The organism is Streptomyces amritsarensis (genome assembly GCF_001953875.1).
GTDB classification, from domain to species: domain Bacteria; phylum Actinomycetota; class Actinomycetes; order Streptomycetales; family Streptomycetaceae; genus Streptomyces; species Streptomyces amritsarensis.
On sequence record NZ_MQUR01000073.1, the window covers coordinates 1 to 22,376 of the forward strand.

General features: G+C 74.2%; 22 protein-coding genes and 1 pseudogene. 15 read left to right on the forward strand and 8 right to left on the reverse strand.

Annotated features, from left to right (window positions below; genetic code table 11):
• From AVW11_RS25915 to AVW11_RS25955, 9 genes and pseudogenes are all read left to right on the forward strand, one after another.
• Nucleotides 1–1,402, forward strand: a pseudogene (locus AVW11_RS25915) (hypothetical protein); the annotation flags it as partial.
• 37 nt (nt 1,403–1,439) lie between these two features.
• The gene (locus AVW11_RS25920) at nt 1,440–1,865 is read left to right on the forward strand and encodes a phage tail protein (protein ID WP_030856157.1); all 426 of its coding nucleotides are present in this window, start codon (nt 1,440–1,442) and stop codon (nt 1,863–1,865) included.
• Between the two features lie 81 nt (nt 1,866–1,946).
• Nucleotides 1,947–2,672 carry a CIS tube protein gene (locus tag AVW11_RS25925; protein WP_030856159.1) on the forward strand — a complete coding sequence of 242 codons (726 nt, stop codon included), beginning with the start codon at nt 1,947–1,949 and terminating at the stop codon, nt 2,670–2,672.
• Complete coding sequence (locus tag AVW11_RS25930) at nt 2,669–4,486, forward strand: VgrG-related protein (RefSeq protein ID WP_076046160.1); 1,818 nt, start codon at nt 2,669–2,671, stop codon at nt 4,484–4,486. The genes AVW11_RS25925 and AVW11_RS25930 overlap by 4 nt, the downstream gene beginning before the upstream one ends.
• 60 nt (nt 4,487–4,546) lie before the next feature.
• Nucleotides 4,547–4,864, forward strand: a complete 318-nt coding sequence (locus AVW11_RS25935) for a PAAR domain-containing protein (RefSeq protein WP_030851960.1) — start codon at nt 4,547–4,549, stop codon at nt 4,862–4,864.
• Nucleotides 4,864–5,286 (forward strand): GPW/gp25 family protein, encoded by a 423-nt coding sequence (locus AVW11_RS25940; RefSeq protein WP_030851958.1) that lies wholly within the window; start codon nt 4,864–4,866, stop codon nt 5,284–5,286. Before AVW11_RS25935 ends, AVW11_RS25940 begins: the two co-directional genes overlap by 1 nt.
• Nucleotides 5,286–7,259 carry a putative baseplate assembly protein gene (locus AVW11_RS25945; protein ID WP_076046162.1) on the forward strand — a complete coding sequence of 658 codons (1,974 nt, stop codon included), beginning with the start codon at nt 5,286–5,288 and terminating at the stop codon, nt 7,257–7,259. Before AVW11_RS25940 ends, AVW11_RS25945 begins: the two co-directional genes overlap by 1 nt.
• The gene (locus AVW11_RS25950) at nt 7,256–7,828 is read left to right on the forward strand and encodes a phage tail protein (RefSeq protein ID WP_076046164.1); all 573 of its coding nucleotides are present in this window, start codon (nt 7,256–7,258) and stop codon (nt 7,826–7,828) included. The genes AVW11_RS25945 and AVW11_RS25950 overlap by 4 nt, the downstream gene beginning before the upstream one ends.
• A gap of 1,118 nt (nt 7,829–8,946) precedes the next feature.
• Complete coding sequence (locus AVW11_RS25955) at nt 8,947–9,699, forward strand: zinc ribbon domain-containing protein (RefSeq protein WP_076046166.1); 753 nt, start codon at nt 8,947–8,949, stop codon at nt 9,697–9,699.
• Nucleotides 9,700–9,735: 36 nt separating this feature from the next.
• Here the strand turns inward: AVW11_RS25955 and AVW11_RS39010 are convergent, their stop codons facing one another.
• From AVW11_RS39010 to AVW11_RS25985, 6 genes are all read right to left on the reverse strand, one after another.
• Nucleotides 9,736–11,016 carry an ABC transporter permease gene (locus AVW11_RS39010; protein WP_143568901.1) on the reverse strand — a complete coding sequence of 427 codons (1,281 nt, stop codon included), beginning with the start codon at nt 11,014–11,016 and terminating at the stop codon, nt 9,736–9,738.
• Complete coding sequence (locus AVW11_RS25965) at nt 11,006–11,752, reverse strand: ABC transporter ATP-binding protein (protein WP_107052359.1); 747 nt, start codon at nt 11,750–11,752, stop codon at nt 11,006–11,008. The genes AVW11_RS39010 and AVW11_RS25965 overlap by 11 nt, the downstream gene beginning before the upstream one ends.
• Entirely contained in the window at nt 11,745–13,262 is a 1,518-nt protein-coding gene (locus tag AVW11_RS25970) for a peptidoglycan-binding domain-containing protein (protein WP_076046168.1), read from the reverse strand. Before AVW11_RS25970 ends, AVW11_RS25965 begins: the two co-directional genes overlap by 8 nt.
• 7 nt (nt 13,263–13,269) lie before the next feature.
• Nucleotides 13,270–14,214 carry a hypothetical protein gene (locus AVW11_RS25975; RefSeq protein WP_143568902.1) on the reverse strand — a complete coding sequence of 315 codons (945 nt, stop codon included), beginning with the start codon at nt 14,212–14,214 and terminating at the stop codon, nt 13,270–13,272.
• 73 nt (nt 14,215–14,287) lie between these two features.
• On the reverse strand, nt 14,288–14,671 hold the full coding sequence (locus AVW11_RS25980) for a peptidase inhibitor family I36 protein (protein WP_143568903.1): 384 nt from the start codon (nt 14,669–14,671) through the stop codon (nt 14,288–14,290).
• 497 nt (nt 14,672–15,168) lie between these two features.
• The gene (locus AVW11_RS25985; protein WP_060180869.1) at nt 15,169–16,065 is read right to left on the reverse strand and encodes an NADP-dependent oxidoreductase; all 897 of its coding nucleotides are present in this window, start codon (nt 16,063–16,065) and stop codon (nt 15,169–15,171) included.
• A 131-nt stretch (nt 16,066–16,196) separates the two neighbouring features.
• Here AVW11_RS25985 and AVW11_RS25990 point away from each other — a divergent pair, with 131 nt between their 5' ends.
• A complete protein-coding gene (locus AVW11_RS25990) occupies nt 16,197–16,613 on the forward strand; it encodes a winged helix-turn-helix transcriptional regulator (protein WP_030851932.1) in 417 nt (138 codons plus the stop codon).
• A 42-nt stretch (nt 16,614–16,655) separates the two neighbouring features.
• Nucleotides 16,656–17,384 (forward strand): Mut7-C RNAse domain-containing protein, encoded by a 729-nt coding sequence (locus tag AVW11_RS25995; RefSeq protein ID WP_030851930.1) that lies wholly within the window; start codon nt 16,656–16,658, stop codon nt 17,382–17,384.
• A 42-nt stretch (nt 17,385–17,426) separates the two neighbouring features.
• Here the strand turns inward: AVW11_RS25995 and AVW11_RS26000 are convergent, their stop codons facing one another.
• Nucleotides 17,427–17,918 carry a hypothetical protein gene (locus AVW11_RS26000; RefSeq protein ID WP_078094865.1) on the reverse strand — a complete coding sequence of 164 codons (492 nt, stop codon included), beginning with the start codon at nt 17,916–17,918 and terminating at the stop codon, nt 17,427–17,429.
• A 133-nt stretch (nt 17,919–18,051) separates the two neighbouring features.
• Between AVW11_RS26000 and AVW11_RS26005 the strand changes: the two genes are divergently transcribed.
• The 3 genes from AVW11_RS26005 (at nt 18,052) to AVW11_RS26015 (ending at nt 20,004) form a co-directional block, all read left to right on the forward strand.
• Nucleotides 18,052–18,387, forward strand: coding sequence for a YnfA family protein (locus tag AVW11_RS26005; RefSeq protein ID WP_060180868.1), 336 nt, complete (start codon nt 18,052–18,054; stop codon nt 18,385–18,387).
• A gap of 62 nt (nt 18,388–18,449) precedes the next feature.
• Complete coding sequence (locus tag AVW11_RS26010) at nt 18,450–19,223, forward strand: SDR family NAD(P)-dependent oxidoreductase (protein ID WP_030851923.1); 774 nt, start codon at nt 18,450–18,452, stop codon at nt 19,221–19,223.
• A 196-nt stretch (nt 19,224–19,419) separates the two neighbouring features.
• Entirely contained in the window at nt 19,420–20,004 is a 585-nt protein-coding gene (locus tag AVW11_RS26015; protein ID WP_046779368.1) for a Uma2 family endonuclease, read from the forward strand.
• Nucleotides 20,005–20,078: 74 nt separating this feature from the next.
• Here the strand turns inward: AVW11_RS26015 and AVW11_RS26020 are convergent, their stop codons facing one another.
• On the reverse strand, nt 20,079–21,272 hold the full coding sequence (locus AVW11_RS26020) for an RtcB family protein (protein WP_060180865.1): 1,194 nt from the start codon (nt 21,270–21,272) through the stop codon (nt 20,079–20,081).
• Between the two features lie 190 nt (nt 21,273–21,462).
• Between AVW11_RS26020 and AVW11_RS26025 the strand changes: the two genes are divergently transcribed.
• Nucleotides 21,463–22,365, forward strand: a complete 903-nt coding sequence (locus AVW11_RS26025; protein WP_063898618.1) for a hypothetical protein — start codon at nt 21,463–21,465, stop codon at nt 22,363–22,365.
• Nucleotides 22,366–22,376 lie beyond the last annotated feature (11 nt).

Sequence of the window (22,376 nt, forward strand, 5' to 3'; positions counted from 1 at the left end):
CACCCCGGGCCCCGCCATGCCCACCGTGCAACGCCAGACGGAGCACGCCACCACCGGCCCGGCAGCACCGGCCATTCCCACCGTGCAGCGGCAGGCCGAAACCGCCGCAAGCGGGCCGACGGCCGACAAGCCGATGCGCACCCGCGCCCCGCTCGGCGCCCCCTTGGCCGAACTCCCGCCCACCGCGACGCCGTCCCACCCCGCACCAGCCGCCCCGGGCCCGGCCATGCCCACCGTGCAGCGCCAGACGGAGCACGCCACCACCAGCCCGGCAGCACCCGCCACACCCACCGTGCAGCGGCAGGCCGAAACCGCCGCAAGCGGGCCGACGGCCGAGAAGCCGATGCGCACCCGCGCCCCACTCGGCGCCCCCCTGACCGAACTCCCGCCCACCGCCACACCGTCCCACCCCGCACCGGCCACCCCGGGCCCCGCCATGCCCACCGTGCAACGCCAGACGGAGCCCACCACCGGCAGCCCGGCAGCACCCGCCACACCAACCGCCGAGCCCGCGGCGAGCGGGCCCGTGGGACGGGTCGCGCCGCGCGTGCGTTCGGGGCTGGGGGCGCCCCTGCCCTCGCTGCCGGCGAGCGCCGCAGTGCCCCGGCCGGCCGCTGCCCGGCCGCAGGCGCCCCTGCTGGGCGGCGCGGCGGGCGGGGTACACCCCCGGGCCGCCGCCCCGCCGGTCCAGCGGGCCACCGCCCCCCGGAGTTCGGGACCGGTCCCGCTCGTCGCCGCCCGCGCCGTCGGCGGCGCGGCGGCCGCCGCGCCGGCCGCGCCCCCGTCCCTCCAGCTGCTGGCGGCGCGGCCCCTGGCCCTCGGCACCGGTGACGCGGCGGGCCTGGGCAGCGCGCCCGCCGCCTCCCGCCCGGCCGGCCGGCCCGTGGTCCCCGCACGCTGGTCCGCGCCCTCGGCCGCCGCACCGCAGCCGGTCCAACGAGCCTCCGCGCCCGCCGCGCCCGCCCCCGTCCCGCGGCCCGCGCGCGCCGTGCGCCCCGCGCCCGCGTCGGCCGCGGCCCCCGCCACGGCGGCTGCACCTCTGCCGGTGACCGGCCCGTACACGCCACCGCTCGTGGTCCAGCCGGCCCCCGCCGCCCCCGCCGCCGGATCCGTACCCGTCGTGCGCCCCCGGGCGTCGGCTCCCGCCGCCGTCCCGGGCCCGCCCGTCGCCGGCCCGCCCGTCCCCGTACCGCCGCCGAGCGGCCCGCCACCGCCCGTACAGCGCGACACGGGCCGGGCCGGCCGGGCCGGCGGCGGGCGCGACGCCGCGGCCCACGGCGGCGGCGACCTCGACCTGGACGACCTGGCGCGGCGGCTGCTCGACCCGGTCGCGCGCCTCCTGCGCACCGAGTTGCGGCGCGGCCGGGAACGCGCGGGCAGGCCCTTCGACGGGCGCCGCTGAGAACACGTACGAACGAGAAACGGACGACGACGGACCGATGACGGACAACATCTTCGCGACCAGCGTGTTCTTCCGGCTGGCGATCGGCGGCAACGACCTGGGCGCCTTCCACACCTGCTCGGGCATGGGCGCCGAGGTCGAGATGGAGAGCTACGCCGAGGGCGGCAACAACGGCTTCACCTGGCAGCTGCCCGGCCGTGTGACCTGGTCGAACATCACGCTGACCCGGCCCGTCACCACGGACACGGCGAAGATCGGCCGCTGGCTGGACGAGACGCTGCGCCGGGTCGAGCCGAAGGACGGCGAGATCGTGGCGCTGCGGCCCGACCTGAGCCGGATCATCGGCTGGCAGGTGTTCGGGATCGTCCCGGTGCGCTGGCAGGGCCCGTCCTTCGATCCCGCCAACTCCGCGGCGGCGGTGGAGACGTTGGAGATCGCCCACCAGGGGCTGTTGCCCTCCTGACCAGCCCGTCCCCCTGCCCGTCCCCCTGCGTCCCCGCCCGTCCCCGTCCCCGTCCCGCCGCCCCGGAAGGAAGTCCACGGCATGGCCTCTTCGGCACGCGCCAGCCGCGCCCGGGCCCAGCTCACCCTCAAGGAGCCCCCGGCATCCGTCGGGGCCAAGCCCGGCGGGACGATCGCCCGGCTCGACCTGCAGTTCAACCCCTCGACCCTGCAGCTGGGGAAGACCACCGAGTGGCGACGCTCCCCGTCCCGGATGGCGGGCCAGTCGGCGCTGCCCGAGTTCGTCGGCAGCGGCCCCCGCACCCTGAGCCTGGAGGTGTTCCTGGACGCCACCGCCAAGCACGACAACTCGGTCGAGCAGGCGGTGGAGAAGCTGATGAAGGCGTGCGTGCCGACCCCGGCCAGCCTGGGCCGCAAGAAGCCGGCGAGCCCCTGGGTGCGCTTCGAGTGGGGCAGCGCGCGAACGACGTCGTTCGACGGGGTCCTGTCGAACCTGTCGGTGTCGTACACGCTCTTCGACGTGGACGGCAAGCCGCTGCGGGCGACCTGCTCGCTGTCCATCGAGGAGGCGAGCGTCGACCCGCCCGGCCAGAACCCGACCTCCGGCTCCCGCACCGCCCGCAGCACGCACACCGTGGTCGCGGGCGACAGCCTGGCCATGCTGGCCTGGCGCGAATACGGCGACGCGACGGCCTGGCGGGTCATCGCGGAGGCCAACGGCATCGACGACCCGATGGCGCTCGTCCCCGGCACCGAGATCGTGGTGCCGGGCACGCGTGACCAGCACGGCGAGGAGGAACAGCGGTGAGCGGATCCGAGCCCGGAGGCCGGTCGTTCGCGGCCGACCCCATCGTGGAGGCCCCCGGCGAACTGCCGCAGATCTGGGCGGCGCAGCTGGTCTCCTGCGTCGTCGACGAGAACGTGGGCCTGCCCGACACCGCGGTGCTCACCTACCGCGACCCCGACCACGAGTTCCTGCGCGCCACCGGGATCACCATCGGCACCCCGCTGCGGGTGTCGGTGGCGACCGTGAAGGGGCAGGCCCGGGAACGGCTGTTCAACGGCGAGGTCACGGCCCTGGAGATCGACCGGGACCGCACCGGCTCGTTCACCGTCGTACGCGCCTACTCCAAGGCGCACCGCCTCCAGCGCGGCCGCAAGGTCGTCGCGTACCGGAACATGACGGCCGCCGCCATCGTCCGCAAGGTGGCCGCCGGAGCGGGCCTTGCCGTCGGGAAGGTGGAGGCCGCGCCGGTCACGTACAAGCAGCTGTCCCAGGCGAACGTCTCCGACTGGGACTTCCTGCAGTACCTCGCCGGGGAGAGCGGCGCACAGGTACGCGTCGACGACAAGGGCCTGCTGCAGTTCACCCGGCCCGTGAAGGCGTCCGGGGCGCCCGCCCCGTCGACGTCGGCGGTGCGTGACCCGATGGTCCTGGAGTACGGGCGCAACCTCCTCGCCCTGCGGGCCGCCCTGTCGGCCGCCGACGGCGCCTCCAAGGTGCAGGTCCGCGGCTGGGACGTCACCACGAAGCGGCCGCTCGTCGCCGAGCAGCCGTCCGTCGTCAGCGACACGGTGGTGCCGGGCCTCGGCCCGCAGACCGCCGCCCGCTTCGGGGCGGCGTCGGTGTCCGTCACCGACACCCCCTACCGCACACAGGCCGAGACGACCGCGGTCGCGAAGGCGACGGCGGCGCAGATCAGCTCCGGCTTCGGCGAACTGGAGGCGGTGGCCGAGGGCAACCCGCTGCTGCGGGCCGGCAAGCCCGTGGCGCTCGGCAACGTCGGGCCGGCGTTCTCCGGCCGGTACACGGCCACGGCCGTCCAGCACGTCCTGGAGCCGCACGGCGGCTTCCGCACGACCGTGTGGGTCAGCGCCAGCCCCGACCGCTCCCTGACCGGCCTGGTGACCGGCGCCAACGCGCCGGGGCGCGGGCCGCGCATCCCCGGTCTGGCGATCGGCGTGGTCACGGACGTGCGCGAGCCGAACGGCTCCCAGCGCGGCGCGGTCCGACTGAAGTTCCCGTGGCTGGACGACACGTACACCACCGGCTGGGTCCGCACCGTCCAGTGGGGCGGCAAGGGGGGCGGCGGCGTGGTCAGCCCCGAGGTCAACGACGAGGTGCTCGTCGGCTTCGAGCAGGGCCTGCTCGACAGCCCGTACGTCATCGGCGGCCTCTACAACGGCGTCGACCAGCCCTCACCGCACGACGTGCCGCTGATCGACAGGACCAGCGGCAAGGTCAACCGCCGCTCGATCGTGTCGCGTTCGGGCCACCGCGTGGAACTGCTGGACGCGGCGGCGCCGGGCCCCTCCGGGCTGCGGCTGGTCACCGGCGACGAGCGGCTCGAAGTACGCATGGACGACCGCCGGGACCGGATCGAACTCACCGTGTACGCGGGCCGGGGCCGCCCGCTGACCTCCGTCCTCATGGACGGCAAGGGCATCACCCTCGACGCCCGGCAGGGCACCGTGAAGGTGTCCGGCCGCCAGGTGGACATCGACGGCACCGCCGGCGTCAGCATCGGCGGCCGGTCGGTGAAGGTCTCCGGAACCTCGGACGTCACGGTCAACGGCGGCCTGCTCGCCGTCCTCAAGGCCCGCCTCATCCGCATCAACTGACGCCCGCCCCAGCCCCCGCCCCCCCCCCTACGCCGCCACCGCCGCCCCCGAGGAGCCCCGATGCCAGCCGCAGCCCGTACCGGCGACCCCACCAACCACGGTGGCCGGCTCGCCACGCCACCGCCCGGCGCCGCCGCGCAGGTGGCCACGGTGCTGATCGGCGGCCGGCCCGCCGCCGTCGTGGGCAGCCTGCACGTCTGCGTGGTCCCGCCGCACGCCGCCCTCGGACCGGCCAACGTGATCGTCCCGAACCCGGCCGCCCTCGCCTCGGGCACCGTCCTCATCGGCGGGCTGCCCGCCGCCCGGGCCCGCGACCAGACGGCCTGCGGCGCGATGGTCCTCACCGGCGCCCTCGACGTCCTGATCGGAGGCGTGTGATGAGCGAACGGTTCATCGGACGCGGCTGGGCGTTCCCCCTGCGGGTCGGCCCCACCGGCGGGATCGCCATGGTCGACCGCGAACGCGAGCTGGAGGAGGCCATCCGCCTCGTCCTGGGCACCGCGCCCGGCGAACGGCCCATGCGGCCCGAATTCGGCTGCGGCATCCACGAGTACGTCTTCGCCCCCGGCGACGGCGACACCGCCGGACGCGTCGCCCAACAGGTCCGCGAGGCCCTGGAACGCTGGGAGCCCCGCATCACCGTCGACGACGTCGTCGTCGCCTTCGACTCCGTCGAGGCGGGCACCCTCTACATCGATGTGCACTACACGGTGCGCACCACCAACGACCGGCGCAACCTGGTCTTCCCCTTCTACACGATCCCCTCCGAGGAGGGGGCCGAGGAAATGGTCGCGGACTGATGGCCCTGCCCTCCCCCAACCTGGACGACCGACGGTTCCAGCAGCTCGTCGACGAGGCGAAGCGGTACGTGCAGCAGCGCGCCCCGGAGTGGACCGACCACAACGTCTCCGACCCGGGCGTCACCCTCATCGAGACGTTCGCCTACCTCGTGGACCAGCTGCTGTACCGGCTCAACCGGGTCCCCGAGAAGAACTACCTGGCCTTCCTCGACCTGCTGGGCATCCAGCTGTACCCGCCCTCGGCCGCCTCCGCCGACGTCGACTTCTGGCTGTCCGCCCCCCAGCCCGACACCGTCACCCTGCCCGCGGGCACCGAGGTGACCACCGAGGTGACCACCTCGGCCGGCGACAGCGAGGAGGCCGTGGTCTTCGCCACCACCGGCGACCTGCGGATCCTGCCCAGCGAGCTGACGAAACTGGTCACCGCGCCCCGCACGGGCGAGCCCGCCGACCGCACGGGCGCACTCGCCGAGGGCCGCGGCATACCGTGCTTCCAGGCGACACCCGAACCCGGCGACGCCGTACTCTTCGGCCTGCCCACCGCGGTCCCCCGCTGCATCGTCGCGGTGCGCCTCGACAGCCGCGTCGAAGGCGTCGGCGTCGACCCGCGCCAGCCCCCGCTGGTGTGGGAGGCCTGGGACGGCGGCCGCTGGCAGCGCTGCGCCACCGACTCCGACAGCACCGGCGGCCTCAACCGGCCCGGCGAGATCATCGTCTACGTCCCGGCCGGCCACACCGCGTCGGTGATCAGCGGGACCCGCGCGGGCTGGCTGCGCTGCCGCGTCACCGAACCCGAACCGGGCCAGCCCTTCTACTCCGAGTCCCCCACCGTCCGCGAAGCGGCCGTCTTCACCGTCGGCGGCACCATGACCGTGGAACACGCCGAACGCGTGAGCGACGTACCGCTCGGCGCGTCGGAGGGCGTGGCCGGGCAGAGCTTCCGCCTCGGCCGCCCGCCCGTCCTCCTCGACGGGGAACCCCCGGTGGTGGAGGTGTCCTCCCCCGAGGGCTGGCAGCGCTGGGACGTCGTCGAACACTTCGGCCGCTCCGGGCCCGACGACCGGCACGTCCGCGTGGACGCCACCACCGGCGAGTTCTCCTTCCCACCGGTGCTGCGCGAGGCCGACGGCAGCCTGCGCGCCTGCGGCGCCGTACCGCCCAAGGGCTCCCGGATCCGCGTGGCCCGCTACCGCACGGGCGGCGGCCCGGCGGGCAACGTCTCACGCGGCGCGATCTCCGTACTGCGCAGCTCCGTCCCCTACATAGCCCGGGTCGCCAACCGGGAGGCGGCCCGCGGCGGCGTCGCCGGCGAGACCGTCGACAACGCCAAACTGCGCGCCCCGGAGGCGCTGCGCATGCAGGAACGCGCGGTCACCGCCGAGGACTACGAGATCATCGCCCGCCGGGCGGCGCCCTCGGTGCGCCGGGTGCGCTGCCTGCCCGCCACGGACGGCGGGCGCGGCGCGGGCTCCGCACGCGTCCTGGTGGTGCCCGACGCGGTCGCCGACGAGGGCGACCGGCTCCGCTTCGAGCAGCTGATCCCCTCCGACCAGGTCCTCGCCGCGATCACCACGGCCCTCGACGAGCGGCGCCTGATCGGCACCGGCCTCGTCGTGGAACCCCCCGCCTACCAGGGCGTCACCGTCGTCGCCCGGCTGTCGGCGCCCGCCGCCGACGCCGACCGGATACGCGACGCGGCGCTCGCCGCACTGTTTCGGCACCTCAACCCGCTGCACGGCGGACCCGACGGCACCGGCTGGCCGTTCGGCCGGCCCGTGCAGTACGGCGAGGTGTTCGGCGTGCTGCAACGCGCCGTCGGGGACGTCCTGGTGGAGGAGATCCGGCTGTTCGCCGCCGACCCGATCACGGGGCGGCGCGGTGCCCCGGTCGACCGCATCGACATCGGCGCGGGCACGCTCGTCTTCTCCTACCAGCACCAGGTCGTCGTAACGGAGCCGGAGGTGCACGGATGAGCCGCGCCGCCGTACCCGGCCTGCCCAGCCGGCACCCGATCGGCGGGCAACTGCCCGCGCTGTACGCCGACGACGACTTCGCCCAGCGGTTCACGGCCGGCCTCGACACCGTCCTGGCCCCGGTGTTCACGACCCTCGACAACCTGCCCGCGTACTTCGACCCCCGGCTGGCACCGGCCGACTTCCTGTCCTGGCTGGCCTCCTGGGTCGGCGGCGCGGACGACCCCGACTGGCCGGCCGCCCTACGGCGCGAGGCGGTGGCCCGCGCGGTGGAACTGCACCGGTGGCGCGGCACCCGGCGCGGCCTGGTCGAGGCCCTGCGCCTGGTCCTCGGCGTGTCCGCCGACGTCAGCGGGGACGGCGGGGCCGTCTGGTCCCGCACGGCCGGTACCGAGCCGACCCCCGTGGCGGCCGGCGAAGTCCTCGTACGGGTGTGGCCGCGCGGCACGAACCCCGCGCACGGGGTGGACGCCGAGCGGGTCCACGCCCTCGTCCGCGCCCTGTGCCCCGTGCACACGGTCTGCCGGGTGGAGATCCTGCCCGGCCCGCCCGCGCCCAAAGGGAGCTGACGGCCATGCGCGCCTGTCCCGCGTGCGGGGCCTCCAACGCCCCGACGGACGACTTCTGCGCCAACTGCGGCGCCTACCTCAACTGGTCCTCCTCCGCCCCCTCCCCCTCGGCCGCGCCCCCGGCCGGGGAGGCCGCCCCGGGCACGCCCCCCGGCCGGACCCCGCCCGGGACCGGCCCGGCCGGCACACCCGGTGAAGCCGCGCCCCAAGGGGCCACCGGGGGAGCCACGGACCGGGCCGGCACACCCGGGGACAGCGCGGCCGAGGAGACCGCCCCACCCCGGGAAGGCCTGCCCCAGGGGAGCACCCCCGGTAACGCGGCGTCCGGGCCCGCGACGTCCCCGCCGGCCACCGCGCAGGAGACGGCCACCCGGCGGGACACGGCCGGGCAGGGCACGGTCCAGGGGGCGGCGCCGGCCCGAGGCGGCACATCCCGGCAGGAGACGGCCGAAGACGCAACGCCCCACGAGAGCACCCCGCCAGGCGGCGCGCCCCAGCAGGGCACGACCGCGGAAGGCACCCCCCGGGGCGGCGCACCCCACCCCGACGTGCCTCGGCGGAGCACGGCCCAGGACCGCCCCACGCCCGGCTCCGCCACGCCCCAAGAGCCCACCCCGCCGGGCGGAACCCCCCAGCGGGACACAGCCCGAACGGCACCGACCCGCGCGCCCCGGGGCGGAACCGCCGGAGGGGGTGCGGCGCGGGAGGCAGCCTCCGACGGCGGCGCGCCGCAGGAGGGCACGCCCCCGGACGGAAGAGGTGGCGCGGGCACCGCGCAGGGGGCCGCATCCCGCGGGGGCACGCCCCCGGAGGGCGGCGCGCCCGGGCAGGGCACCCCGCCGGGCGGCAGAGGCCGCGGGGACACGCCCGGGGCGGAGTCGGCCGCACCCGAGTCCGGCGTCGCGGATCGGTGGTTGTCCTGGCTGCGCAGGCGGCCCGGCCAGGTCGCGCCCACACAGCCCGCCGGGGCGGAGTCCGGTCCGGTCGCGCCCGCGGGAGCGGCGGCGCCATCCGCCGGGCCCGGGCCCGCGCCGGTGGCTCCGGCGCGCCCGGCCCAGCCCGCGCCGCGGCCCCCGGCACACCCGGCGCCGGCGTCCCCGGCCCCTGTCCTGCCGGCCATGCCCGTCGCGCCGCGGCCCGTCGTACGTCCCCTCGCCGTGAGCGACGACGTCGCCGGGGTGCCGTGCCCGGCCTGCGGCACGCCCAACCCGCCGGACCGCCGTTTCTGCCGCCGCTGCGCGGCTCCGCTGACGCCCTCCACCATCGCGGCCCCGCTGCCCTGGTGGCGCACGGTCTGGCCGCTGCGCCGCCGGACCCGGGCCGGCTCCGGCCGCCTGGTCCGCTTCCTGGTGGTCCTGACCGTCGTACTGGCCCTGTGCGCGGCCGGGTTCCTGCTGCTGCCCGCCGGACAGCACCTCGTGCAGGACACCCTGGACAAGCTCGGCAAGGCCAAGGCCGTCACCCCGACCCGCGCCCAGGCGAGCGCCGAACTCCCCGGGCACCCCGTGGGCCTGAGCACGGACGGCCTCAGCAACCGCTACTGGGCCGCGCCCGGCCCCGGCACCTCGGCGACGTACACCTTCGGCAAGCCGTTCCGCCTGGTCGCCGTGATCATCACCAACGGCGCCTCGCCCGCCCCCGAGGAGTACGCGAAGCAGGGCCGGGCACTGCGGATCGACATGGAGGTCACCGACCGGGACGGCGCCACGGTCCACAAGCAGCTCGTCCTCAGCGACAAGCCGGGCCCGCAGACGTTCCCCACCGGCATCAGCGATGTCGCGACGGTCCGGCTGACCCTCCAGGAGCCCGCCGGTTCGGCCCCGGAGCGCCCTCTCGCCCTGGCGGAGGTGGAGTTCTTCCAGCGCGGCTGAGGCAGCTGAAACACCGCCGACGCGACACCGCCCCGCCTACACGCCCGCGCGGAGCGTCTCGGCGGGCAGGATACGGGCGGCCGCCAGGGCCGGGTACAGCCCGGCGGCCAGCCCCACCACGAGGCCCACCAGCGGCCCCGCCGTCGTCAGGACGGGGTCGAGGACCACCAGCCAGTTCTTGGCCAGGCAGGTCACGGCGGTGATCTGGATGCCCAGGACCGTGCCGACGACACCGCCGGCGAGCCCGACCAGACCGCTCTCGATGCAGAACTGCCCGGCGACCGCCCGCCGGGAGGCACCCAGGGCACGGCGCAGGCCGATCTCCGAGCGCCGCTCCAGGACGGACACGTAGGCGGTGTTGCTGACACCCAGCGCGCCCACGCCCAGGGAGACGGCGGCCAGGCCCAGGAACAGGGCCCGGGTCTGCGACTCGACGCCCTGGCGCAACGACCGGGGGTCCGGCGGCACCAGCGCGACCAGCTTGTCCGGTGCGCCCGGGGCCAGGGCGAAGGGGGCCTCGGCGCCGATCTGGTCGGCGGCACCCAGATCCGTACGGATGATCATTTCGGCGGGGGCGAAGCCCAGACCGGCCGGGTCCTGGAGGGCCGCCCAGTAGGGGACGACGACGGAGCCGGTGAGGTCGGTGTCGCCGGTGGGGGCGCGGAAGACGCCGAGCACGCTGAACGCGACACCGTTGACGTGGATCACGGAGTTGCCGGCCCCGCCGTCGACGGTCAGCCGGGACGCGGCGGCCGTGTCGATCAGCGCCACCCGCTCCCGCCGCGCGTCGTGCCCGGTGTCGAACCACCGGCCCTGGGTGAGTTCGGCCGACATGGCCGGCAGGGCGTCGGGCTGGGCGGCCAGGACCGTCCCCTCGGGCAGGTCGTTCGACCCGCCCGACGCCAGCCGGGAGACCACCGGCTGCTCACCGGCCTTGCTGACGAGACCCGCGGTGCGGACGCCGTTGAGGCCGCGTACCCGCTGGGTGTCGCCGCCGTCGGGCCGCGGCCGGACCCCGGCGACCGGTTCCGACGGGTACTTGACCGTCACCCGGGTCGCCTTGAGGGCGTCGAACTGGTCGGAGACGGCGCCGGCCGCACTGGCGGTGATGCCCAGCGTGGCGAGTGCCGCGGCCAGCCCCACAGAGATGCCCACCATCGTCAGCAGGGTGCGGAACCTGCGGCCGAACAGCGCGAGGAACGCCTGGACGAGCAGGTCCGCGGCGGACGTCCGGGGGGCCGCGGGCGCCGTCCCCTCCGCGTCCGATCCGGCTTCCACGTCCGCGGACCGCTCACGCGTCCTGCGGCTACGAAACACGGCCGTCCACCACCTTGAAGACGCGGTCGGCGCGGGCGGCGACCTCGGGTTCGTGCGTGACGACGACGACGGCCCGGTCCTGCGCCACCAGTCCGGTCAGCAGGTCCATGACGCGGGCGGAGTTGGCGGTGTCCAGGTTGCCGGTCGGCTCGTCGCACAGCACCACGGCGGGCCGGTGGACGATCGCCCGCGCGACCGCGACCCGCTGCCGCTCCCCGCCGGACAGGGTGGTGGGCCGGACGTCGAGGCGGTGTCCGAGGCCCACGGATTCCAGGGCCGCGACGGCCTGCGGCCGCCGCCGGGCGCGGGGCACGCCGAGGTGCACGAGCGGCAGGGCCACGTTCTGTACGCAGGTGAGGTGCGGGACCAGGTGGAAGGCCTGGAAGACGAAGCCGAGCGTCGAGGCGCGCAGCGCGGTGCGGGCCCGTTCGGACAGGGCGGTGGTGTCCCTGCCCTGCAGCAGGTAGCGGCCGCGGGTGGGGACGTCGAGCAGTCCGAGCACGCTCAGCAGCGTCGACTTCCCCGAGCCGGAGGGGCCGACGATCGCGGCGAGCCGGCCGGGCCGGATGTCGAGCGTGACGTCGGTGAGCGCGTGCACGGGCGGCGGCCCCGGGTACGTCTTGGCGATGCCGGCCATCTCGATGACGGGGGCCGGGTCGAGAGCCGGGCCGCCGGCCGGACCGGCCGCCGGGTCGACAGCCCGGCCGGCCGCCGGGCTGCCGGCCGGGTCAGTCATCGGTGCCCCCTTCGGCGCCCTTTCCGCGGCGTACGAGGACGACCGTCTCGCCGGCGCCGAGGTTCGCGTCGAGCGCGGTGACCGCGGTGAGCCCCTCATGGGTGAACAGCACCTCGACAGGGACGTCGCGCTCCTTGCCGCCGTCGCTGACGGTGACGGTGGACCCGCCGCCGAGGTCGGTCCACACGGCCGACACCGGAACGGTCAGCGCGCCCTTGGGGCTGCGCCGCAGCTCCACGCTGATCTGCTGGACCGCGCCCTCCTTGGCCTCGGCCCCGCTGGGGACGAACAGCGCCTCGTGCTGGCCTGCGCCACCGCCACCACCCCCACCGCCACTCGCGCCGTTGCCGCCTCCCGCGCCCGCCGTACCCGCCGTACCCGCGGCGCCGGACGTGCCTGCGCCGTCCTGTCCGCCGGTCTTCGCGTTCCCCTGCTGGTCGCCGCTCTTGGCGTCGGCGGGGCCGGCTAGGGAGCCCAGGCTGCCTTCCCGGCCCTCGTAGGGGCCGGTGCCGAAGCGGATCACCGCGTCGTCCGGCAGATCGCGCAGCCGGGTGCGCTGGTCCGCGGTGAGGGTCGCCCGCACCTGGCGGCCGCCGCTGCCGAGGACGACGAGCGGCTTGTCGGCCGCGTCCCCGACCGCCGCGGTGACCTGCACCACCGTGGCGGGCAGGGTGCTGACGTACGCGACCTCCGCGGCCGGCAGCAGTTCCCCGGCCTTGGCGGGTCCGGAGGCCGGCGGCGCGTCGGAGCCGCGGGCGGGCGGCGCGCTCGCCCCTGCCTTGGTGCCGGGGGCCGCGCCCGTGCCGCCGTCGGTCTCCGCGCCGCCGCGGGGCGCGCTGCCGCCGCCGGACGCGCCGGACGGGGCACCGCCCCCGCCCGTACCGCCCCCGCCGGCACCGCCGCCACCCTGGCTCTGGCCCTGCCCGGAGGGCGCCTCGTACCCGGCCGCCGCGTACAGCTTGCGTACCGCCTCGACGGTGGCCGGTCCGTACGTGCCGTTCACGGCGGTCCCGTACAACGGCTTTAGCGCGCGCTGCAGTTGCTGGACGTCCGGGCCCTTGTCACCCGCCTTCAGGTCCCGGTACGCGGGGAAGCGCCCCGGGAGCAGCAGGACCGGCCGGCCGGACACCTCGGCGACGACCGCGCCGGCCTTGAGGGTCTTGCCCATGGCCGCGGGCAGGCCCGTCACGACCGCGCGGCTGGTGCCCTGCGGCTGGACGCCGGCGATGGTGGTCCGTGAGGCCGTCTCGACCTTCCCGGTCAGTTCCATCTTCTCGACGAGCTGCTGGTCTGAGACCTTCCCCGTGATCCGGGAGGGCGGCGGCGCCGCCGCGTTCGAGGCACGCTGCTCGGGTGTTCTGGCCTGGGACGCGATCCACCAGACCGATCCGGAACTTCCGAACAGCACGACGACGGCGGCGGCGATGACGAGGGCCCTCCTGGACCGGTGCCGGGCCCGCCCGCCGGACGGCTCGGCCGCCTGGGGCCCCTCGGGGTGTTCGAGGCTCATCACGGTATTACGACGTCTCTCGCAGTAGTTCCTGTGCCTTGGCCTTGGCTTTCGTGATGAGTTCCAGCCAGGCGGTGATCTCCGCCTCGTGCTTCACCAGCGAATCGGCGGACGCCTTGCTCTTCGCCTCTCGCGCCTTCGTGTTGAGCCCGACCTTCGTACCGCAATCGGCATCGGTGGTGGCCTGCTTGATCTCGGCGCGCTGCGCATTGTCGAGCGCCGCGGTATCACCGTCCGGGACGTTCGCATAATGCGAAAGCGCCGCCTCCCTGGCCTTCTCGGGAGTCGGAATCTCCGGATAGCCGCCGGCCTTCATGCAGGAGGCCCATTCCGACAACGCCTTCTGATATGCGTCGTCGTCGCCGAGAATGCGCGCGCTGTCCTGTTTCACGGTGTTGTACACCGTCCAGTTGAGCCGCAGGTATTCCTTCACGTCCCCGTACACGGCCTTGAGGGTCTCGCCGCGGCAGCCCTTCGACGGCACCATGACCTTGCCGCCGCCGAAGTCGAACTCGACCCCGCCCTCGGGCTTGTCGACGTAGCCGTCCATGGCCATGCTGTGGGCCCGCTTGACGTCCTCGGGCAGCGCGTCGAAGTCGTCGCCGGCCTCCTGGGTCTTCTGGTTCTCCGACCGGCGCGGGTCCGCGCCGTAGCCCACGGTGCGCGCGGCCTCGGACGTCGGGGTGAGGTCCTCGCTGCGTTTCCCGCCCTTGCTGCTGTTGGCGCCGTCGGACGGGAAGACCTTGAAGCCCTGGTCGTTCATGCACTTGCGGATCAGCTTGGTCTCGGCCTCACGCTCCTGATCCAGCGCCTCGTTGGCACTGTCGAGCGCGGCCTGGGCCCGGCGGGCCGTCTCCATGTCCTTGGGGGACTCCTCCGAGCAGGCGGAGGCGGAGCCCGTCAACACCGCCACCACCGCGATCGCCGTCACAACCCGGGTGCGCTTGTTCAATGTCCGTGTCCTCCGGAGGGTGCGGCCGGGCCGCCCCCGCGGCTGCGGGGGCGGCCCGGCCTTCGAGCGATGGTCAGCAGCGCGAGCCGTCGTTCAGCGTGTTGCTCGCACCATCGTCGTTGGCGTCCCAGTAGTAGTTCACGGAACCACCGGGAATGAGACAGATTTCGACGCCCAGAGACATCCAGCGACCGCCGTAGGTCTTGGAGGACTGGCCGCGCCGGTTCCACCAGGAGCTGTCGGCCTCGTAGACGGCCGGCATGTCGATGTCCCAGCGCGCGGACTCGTACTTCGTCCGGTACATCGAGTTGTTCTTGGAGAAGTCCCGGTCCTTGTAGATGCAGAAATTGCCGTCGTAGCAGGTACGGTCCACGGCCGATGCGGACGGTGCCGCGGCGACGACGCCGGCGACGGCCGCCATCGCGATGAATCCGGCCGAAATCCTCTTACTGAGCACTCGTTACTCCCCCTCGTCGGGTGGTGACTGATGCAGTGAGAGGGCAGGGCAGCCGAAGCCCTTCCCCCCGGTCGGCTGATAGCCAGGCTAGGCCACACCGATCGGAAGTCAAAGGTCAATTCCCTTTGCAACAGGGACCGTTGGCGTTTGGAATTGATCATTCAGTGTTCGATATCCGCCCCGGCCGCCCTCCATTTCGGTGTGCCGCCCGCGCTTCGGCCAGGGACCCGGCGCAGGTCAGCCACGCCCGGGGCGCGGCGGGGCGGCACAGGCGGGCACTGTCCGGATGTGCGCCACCCGGACGAGCCACGAACACGCGTAAGAAAATCTCGGCGTCCGCCGCCCCCGGCCGCACCCCGACGCCCCTTCGTCACACCGTGGAGGCGTCCCTTGACGTGCAGTCATGAACCGCTGCCGTCCACAGGGTTGCTCCATGAGGGAGAAGGGGCCGAAGGCCCCGGCACCGGTCACGGTCACGGTCACGGTCACGGTCACGGTCACGCCGTCAATATGATCCGCCCGCGCACCCCCGGCGCCGCGAGCCGCTCGTGCGCCTTCGCCGCCTCCGCGAGCGGGAAGACGTCCCCGACCCGCAGCGTGAGCGCGCCCTCGTCGACGAGGGACACCAGGCGGGCCAGCAGTTCCCCGTCCGCGGCGACCTCCTGCTCCTCCACCCGGATGCCGCGCTCCGCCGCCGGGGCGTGGTTCGGGATCAGGCCCACGTAGACCCCGCCGTCGCGGACCCGGGCCAGCGCGGCCCCGCCCAGGACCGCCGCGTCCAGGACCCCGTCCACCGGCCCGGCCGGAGCCCCGCCGCGCGGGACGAAGGCGGCCGCGCCCAGCGACCGTACGAGCTCCTCGTCCCCCGGACCCGCCAGGGCGGTCACCACCAGGCCGGCCCGCGCGGCCAGCTGCACCGCCAGGCCGCCGACCACACCCGCGGCGCCGGTGACCAGCACCGAGGAGCCGGGGGCGAGCCCCAGCTGCTCCACGGCGCGGGCGGCGGTCAGGCCGGCCAGCGGCAGCGCCGCAGCGGCCAGGTCGTCCACCGCGGCCGGCGCGGCGGCCACCGCGGCGGCGTCGAGCACCGCGTACTCGGCGTGCGTGCCCAGCGGCTTCACCGGGCCGTAGTGCAGGCCCACCACCCGGTCGCCGCGGCTCCAGCCGGTCACCTCCGGGCCGGTCTCGTCGATCTCGCCGGCGACGTCCCAGCCGAGGCCGAGCCGCTGACCGGCGCCGCCGAAGATCCCGGCGCGGACCCCTGCGTCCACCGGGTTGAGGCCGGCGGCCGCGACCCGGATCCTGACCTGTCCGGCCTCCGGACGGGGCACCGGCACCTCGGCCAGTTCGACCCGCTCCGGGCCGCCGAACCCGGTCACCACAGCCGCCAGCATCGTCCGCTCACTCATCGTTCTCCCCGTTCCGTCGTCTTCGCTCGTTCCGATGACCACTAACCTAGGGAGAGGTACTCTCCTTTCGTAAGTACGCACTCGAAGGTGCGTACCGGACCTGGAAGTGGGTGCCCATGGCCACCAGCACCGCCGCGGCCCGCCGCGAAGAAGCCCGTTCCGCCTACGACGCCTTCCTCAAGGAGTGCCCCACCGGCCAGCTCCTGGCCCGGATCAGCGACAAGTGGGTCGGCCTCGTCGTCAGCGCCCTCGGCGAGGCCGACGACCGCTCCATGCGCTACAGCGACCTCGGCCGCAAGATCCCCGGCGTCAGCCAGAAGATGCTCACCCAGACCCTGCGCTCCCTCGAACGCGACGGCCTCGTCACCCGCCACGTCACCCCCACAGTCCCCGTCCGCGTCGACTACCGGCTCACGGACCTCGGCAGCAGCCTCGGCAACCTGCTCTCCTCGGTGAAGGTCTGGGCCGAGAACCACTTCGACGAGGTCAGCGCCCACCGCGACACCTACGACCGGGCCGCCGCGGCCTCCTGAAATCAGGCGCGACCAGCCGCCCCGCAATGGCATGCTGACAGGGTGAACGGACCCGGCATTCAGCTCACCCTCGCCCCCGAACTGCGCCTCTTCGCCCCGCCCAGCCGGCGCGCGGACCGCGTACCGACGGCCACCGACGGCGCCTCCAGCCTCGGCCACGTCGTCGAATCCGCGGGGGTCCCGCTCACCGAGGTCGGCCGCCTCCTCGTCGACGGCCACGAGGTCCCCGTCTCCTACGTGCCCCAAGACGGCCAGAGCGTCGAGGTGTTCGGCGTGGAGCGCCCCCAGCAGGTCCCCGGCGCCCCCCTCCGCTTCCTCCTCGACGTCCACCTCGGCACGCTCGCCCGCCGCCTGCGCCTGCTCGGCGTCGACGCCGCCTACGAGAACGAGGACATCGGCGACCCCGCCCTCGCCACCCGGTCCGCCGCCGAACGGCGCGTCCTGCTCTCCCGCGACCGCGGCCTGCTCCGCCGCCGTGAGATCTTCGCCGGCGCGTACATCTACAGCGACAACCCCGACGAGCAACTGCGCGACGTCCTGGGCCGCTTCGCGCCCGCCCTGGCCCCGTGGACCCGCTGCACCGCCTGCAACGGCCCGCTCCACGAAGCCGACAAGGAGAGCGTCGGCGACCGCCTGGAACACGGCACGCACCGTTCCTACGACGTCTTCGCGCAGTGCGCCGCATGCGAGCGCGTCTACTGGCGCGGCGCCCACCACGCCCGGCTGGAGCGGATCGTCGACGAGGCACTGGTCGAATTCGGCACCGCCTGACGACCGCGACCGCCCGGCCCGCCGGGCCCGCCCGGCCCGCCCTCAGAAGGCGTAGGTGTCACCCGTGTCCAGGGCCAGCACCACGTGCTCGTTGTTCGCGCGGTTCCGGTCCGTCGCACCACCGTTCCACCACGTGTCCACCCGCACCACCACCTCGGGCACCCGCTCCCGCAGCTCCAGTGCCAGCCCCACGTGCCGGCCCCGCCCCTGCAGCGGCAACGGCCCCGTCTCGCACACCACCTCCCGCAGCCCGGCTTGCGCGCATCCCTGCGGCAGCTGCTGCCGGTCCGCAAGGTCCGCCGACAACCGCACCCGCAGCGTCGCGTTCGCCAGCGCGGCCGGCCCGTCGTTCTCCGGAACCAGCAGGACCCGCAGCTGCGACCCGGCCAGGGCCACCCGGCCGTGGTACGACACGTCGGCCTCCGGCCCGGCCCACCCCGAACCCCACGCCTGCGACGGCCCGGGCACACCCGCCCCGAGCGCCAGCAACCCCGCCACCACCACACTCCGTACGGCGACACGGCGCACCGCCACCACCTCCTCCTCGTGTCTCGGTCTCGCGTCTCGCGTTCTCGCGCGGAGGCTAGACCCCAACGAGCCCGAGAAGTCGGACCATCACACGAACGAGGGCGCGCCCTCCCCCATCTGCCCTGCGTACCTTTGAGCCATGCTGATCGCCCGCTCCGCCGCCCTCTTCTCCCTCGCCGCCCTCCTGGAGATCGGCGGCGCCTGGCTCGTCTGGCAGGGCGTGCGCGAGCACAGGGGATGGGCCTGGATCGGCGCCGGCGTGATCGCCCTCGGCCTCTACGGCTTCGTCGCCACCCTCCAGCCCCAGGGCGACTTCGCCCGGGTCCTCGCCGCCTACGGCGGCGTCTTCGTCGCCGGCTCCCTCGCCTGGGGGGCCCTCGCCGACGGCTACCGCCCCGACCGCTGGGACGTCGTCGGCGCCCTCGTCTGCCTCGCCGGCATGGCCGTGATCATGTACGCCCCGCGCGGCCGCTGAGCCGCCCCGCCGCGCCTATGCTGGCGGGTGATCGCCCGTACGAACGACCGAGGAGCCCGCACATGAGCACGGCCGCCACCCGAACCGCCGTAGTCACCGGCGCGAGCAGCGGCATCGGCGCGGCCACCGCCCGGCAGCTCGCCGCGGCCGGCTACCACGTCGTCCTCACGGCCCGCCGCAAGGACCGCATCGAGGCCCTCGCCGCCGAGCTCACCGGGGCCGGCCACTCCGCGACCGCGCACGCCCTCGACGTCACCGACCGCGCCGCCGTCGACGCCCTCGCCGCCTCACTCGACCGCTACCCCTCCGTCGACGTACTCGTCAACAACGCGGGCGGCGCCATCGGCGCCGAGCCCGTCGCCACCGGCGACCCCGCCGACTGGCGCACCATGTACGAGGTCAACGTCATCGGCACGCTCAACGTCACCCAGGCCCTCCTCCCCGCCCTCACCGCCTCCGGCGACGGCACGGTCGTGGTCCTCTCCTCCACCGCCGGCCACGCCACGTACGAGGGCGGCGCCGGCTACGTCGCCGCCAAGAACGGCGCCCGCGTCCTCGCCGAGACCCTCCGCCTGGAGATCGTCGGCCAGCCGGTGCGCGTCATCGAGATCGCCCCCGGCATGGTCCGGACGGAGGAGTTCGCGAAGACCCGCTTCCGCGGCGACGCGGAGAAGGCCGAGAAGGTCTACGCGGGCGTCGCCGAGCCCCTGACCGCCGACGACGTGGCCGACACCATCACCTGGGCCGTCACCCGCCCCAGCCACGTCAACATCGACCTCCTGGTGGTCCGCCCCCGCGCCCAGGCCTCGAACACGAAGGTCCACCGCGAGCTGTAGGCCCTCTCCGGCACCCCTTCAGATGCGCCATCAGGCCCGCCGGGCCCCAGCCTGGCGGCCCCCGCCCGGTCAACCCTCTTACATCGGACGGGAGTTGCGATCCGGGCTCCGCCGAGGCCCATACGGGTGAATGCGCGCGGTATGTCGGCGGGCGCGGCTACGATCCGAAAGCGTGAGCCCCCAGAGGGAGGAAGCTATGGCCGTGATGCAGCACGAGACCACGATCGCCGAAGCCGCCGATCGACTCTCCAAGGAGCTTCCCGGACACCGAGTGGAAATCCTCCAGGGGAGGCTCACCGTGACACCACCCGCCGACGGAGCGCACTCGGAGACGCTCACGTGGCTCATCGAGGAGTTCGCGGCAGCCGGGGCCAGAAAGGCCGGACTGAAGTACCTCCAGACCATCGGCATCGCACTGCCGACCGGGCCGGACGACTTCGCCATCCCCGACTTCGCCCTGGTCGAGGCGGATTACAAGCGCACCCGGGCGGCCTACAACTGCTACTCCCCCGAAGCCTTCCGCCTGATCGTCGAGGTCACCTCCTCGAACTGGTCGGACGACATCGGCATCAAGGTCGAGAGCTACGCCAGGGCCGGCGTTCCCGTCTACGTCATCGCCGACCGCCACCACGACGAGGTCGTCCTCCACACGGACCCCCGCAACGGCGCCTACCGCCTCCGCAAGGCCTTCAAGCGGGGCACCTCCGTCCCGCTCCCCGAGTCCCTCGGGGTCTCCGTGGAACTCTCGGTGGATCTCCTCCTCGACGGCGACGAGGACTGAAGCACGCGGAGGGGGCCCGGACCGGTCTGCACCGGTCCGGGCCCCTCCACTCCCCCGACAGCCGCGCCCGGGCCTCAGCCCTTGATGCAGATGACCTGCTTGAGCTTCGCCACGACCTGGACGAGGTCGGTCTGCTGGTCGATGACGTGCTCGATCGACTTGTACGCGCCGGGGATCTCATCCACGACGCCCGAGTCCTTACGGCACTCCACGCCCCTCGTCTGCTCCGCCAGGTCGCGCGCCGAGAACTTCTTCTTCGCCGCCGTCCGGCTCATCTTCCGGCCCGCGCCGTGCGAGGCCGAGTTGAAGGACTTCTCGTTGCCGAGGCCCTTCACGATGTACGAACCCGTACCCATGGAGCCCGGGATGATCCCGTAGTCACCGCTGCCGGCGCGGATCGCCCCCTTGCGGGTGACCAGCAGGTCCATGCCGTCGTACCGCTCCTCCGCCACGTAGTTGTGGTGGCAGCTGATCTCGCGGTCGAAGGAGACCTTGGCCTTGCGGAACTCCTTGCGGACGACCTCCTTGAAGAGGCTCATCATCGCCGCGCGGTTGAACTTCGCGTACTCCTGGGCCCAGAAGAGGTCGTTGCGGTAGGCCTCCATCTCCGGCGTGGCCGCGAGGAATACCGCCAGGTCCCGGTCGACGAGGTTCTGGTTGTGCGCGAGGCCCCGGGCCACGCCGATGTGGTGCGCGGCGAGCTCGTTGCCGATGTTCCGGGAGCCGGAGTGCAGCATCAGCCAGACCGAACCCGACTCATCGAGGCAGAACTCGATGAAATGATTACCGGATCCGAGCGTTCCGATCTGCTTTGTGGCGCGCTCCTGACGGAATTTGACCGCGTCGGTGAGGTAGTCGAACCGCTTCCACAGGTCCTCGTACCCCGGCACCGAGAAGCCGTACAGGCGCGACGGGTCCACCGCCTCCTTGTGGAGGCCCATCCCCACCGGAATCACCTGCTCGATCTTCGAGCGGAGCTTGGAGAGGTCGCCCGGGAGGTCGTTCGCCGTCAGGGACGTCTTCACCGCCGACATGCCGCAGCCGATGTCCACACCCACCGCCGCCGGGCAGACCGCGTCCTTCATGGCGATCACCGAGCCGACCGTGGCCCCCTTGCCGTAGTGGACGTCCGGCATCACCGCCAGGCCCTTGATCCACGGAAGGGTGGCGACGTTGTGGAGCTGCTGCATCGCTCCCGCCTCGACCGACGCGGGGTCGGTCCACATCCGGATCGGGACCTGTGCCCCCGGTACCTCTACATACGACATAAGGATCAATCCCCCGAAACCAACAGAAAGGTGAGAATGCGCAAAAGCCTCGCTCTTGATCCCAAATACGACAGGGGACCGGCGCCAGCACCAGCGTGTGCGATAGACATTGTGTCCAGCCGCGCCCAAGTCGCGGCAACGCATTTTCCTGACCGTCGGGGGGCCCGCCGGTCGAAGGGAGCCAGTGGACGTGCAGCGCAAAGCGGTACGGCGAGTCCTGCCCGGCATCGCGATGCTCACCGCGCTCGCGGCCGGCGCGGCCGGCCTGACCGGGTGCACCGGCGGGAGCGACGGGGGAAGCACCAGCGACTCGAAGGCCGGCGGCAGCTCCGCCGCGCCCGCCCAGCCGGGGAAGTACCGCAGCCTGCCCGCGCCCTGCCGGGCGGCCGCCGACAGCAAGAAGCTCAAGGCCATGCTCCCCGCGCCGGACAGCCTCACCCCCCAGCAGCGCGACCAGCTGTACGCGGGGGTCGCCGACGCCTCGTACGACGGCGACCGGCACGTCGGCTGCCGCTGGACCGCGCAGACCCCCGAGGAGACCCGGCTGCTGTCGGTCGGCTTCGAGCGCGTGGTCTCCTACGACCGCGGCGCCGCCAGCGACGACGACAAGGCGAAGCAGGTCTACGTACGCCTGCTCACCGACGCGCACCTGCCCTTCCCCGGCCCCGTCACCACCCCCGGCCCGGGCGCCGCCAACCCGGGCAACCCGGCCAACCCGGCCAACCCCGCCGCCTCCACGCCCCCGCCCGCCGCACCGCCCGCCGCACCGCCCGCGAGCGGCGCGCCGTCGGCCGGGGCGCCGGCCGCGGGGACGCCCGCACCCGGCACCAGCCCGACCGCCCAGCCCGAGCTCGGCTCCCGCGTCCTGGAGGGGCTCGGCACCGAGGCGTTCCTGGACGACAAGCTGAGCGCCGCCGGGGCCACGGCGGCCCAGTCGCGCACCGTCCGGATTGTGTTCCGTACCTCGAATGTCATCGTCAAGATCGAGTACAGCGTGCAGCCGACGCTGCCCGGAACCATCCCGCCGAGCGGTGAAACCCAGGACAAGGCACGGCAGTTGGCGCAGGCTCTCGCCGAACGCCTCAACGAGTGAGCGGTGCGCGA

Bases quoted from the DNA above. Each gene is read 5' to 3' on its own strand.
- AVW11_RS26020 (WP_060180865.1), bottom strand. From the start codon at position 21,272: ATGTCGTATGTAGAGGTACCGGGGGCACAGGTCCCGATCCGGATGTGG.
- AVW11_RS26005 (WP_060180868.1), top strand. From the start codon at position 18,052: ATGCTGATCGCCCGCTCCGCCGCCCTCTTCTCCCTCGCCGCCCTCCTG.
- AVW11_RS25950 (WP_076046164.1), top strand. From the start codon at position 7,256: ATGAGCCGCGCCGCCGTACCCGGCCTGCCCAGCCGGCACCCGATCGGC.
- AVW11_RS25990 (WP_030851932.1), top strand. From the start codon at position 16,197: ATGGCCACCAGCACCGCCGCGGCCCGCCGCGAAGAAGCCCGTTCCGCC.
- AVW11_RS25925 (WP_030856159.1), top strand. From the start codon at position 1,947: ATGGCCTCTTCGGCACGCGCCAGCCGCGCCCGGGCCCAGCTCACCCTC.
- AVW11_RS26010 (WP_030851923.1), top strand. From the start codon at position 18,450: ATGAGCACGGCCGCCACCCGAACCGCCGTAGTCACCGGCGCGAGCAGC.
- AVW11_RS25940 (WP_030851958.1), top strand. From the start codon at position 4,864: ATGAGCGAACGGTTCATCGGACGCGGCTGGGCGTTCCCCCTGCGGGTC.
- AVW11_RS25965 (WP_107052359.1), bottom strand. From the start codon at position 11,752: ATGACTGACCCGGCCGGCAGCCCGGCGGCCGGCCGGGCTGTCGACCCG.
- AVW11_RS25970 (WP_076046168.1), bottom strand. From the start codon at position 13,262: ATGAGCCTCGAACACCCCGAGGGGCCCCAGGCGGCCGAGCCGTCCGGC.
- AVW11_RS25955 (WP_076046166.1), top strand. From the start codon at position 8,947: ATGCCCGTCGCGCCGCGGCCCGTCGTACGTCCCCTCGCCGTGAGCGAC.
- AVW11_RS25935 (WP_030851960.1), top strand. From the start codon at position 4,547: ATGCCAGCCGCAGCCCGTACCGGCGACCCCACCAACCACGGTGGCCGG.
- AVW11_RS25985 (WP_060180869.1), bottom strand. From the start codon at position 16,065: ATGCTGGCGGCTGTGGTGACCGGGTTCGGCGGCCCGGAGCGGGTCGAA.
- AVW11_RS26015 (WP_046779368.1), top strand. From the start codon at position 19,420: ATGGCCGTGATGCAGCACGAGACCACGATCGCCGAAGCCGCCGATCGA.
- AVW11_RS25945 (WP_076046162.1), top strand. From the start codon at position 5,286: ATGGCCCTGCCCTCCCCCAACCTGGACGACCGACGGTTCCAGCAGCTC.
- AVW11_RS25920 (WP_030856157.1), top strand. From the start codon at position 1,440: ATGACGGACAACATCTTCGCGACCAGCGTGTTCTTCCGGCTGGCGATC.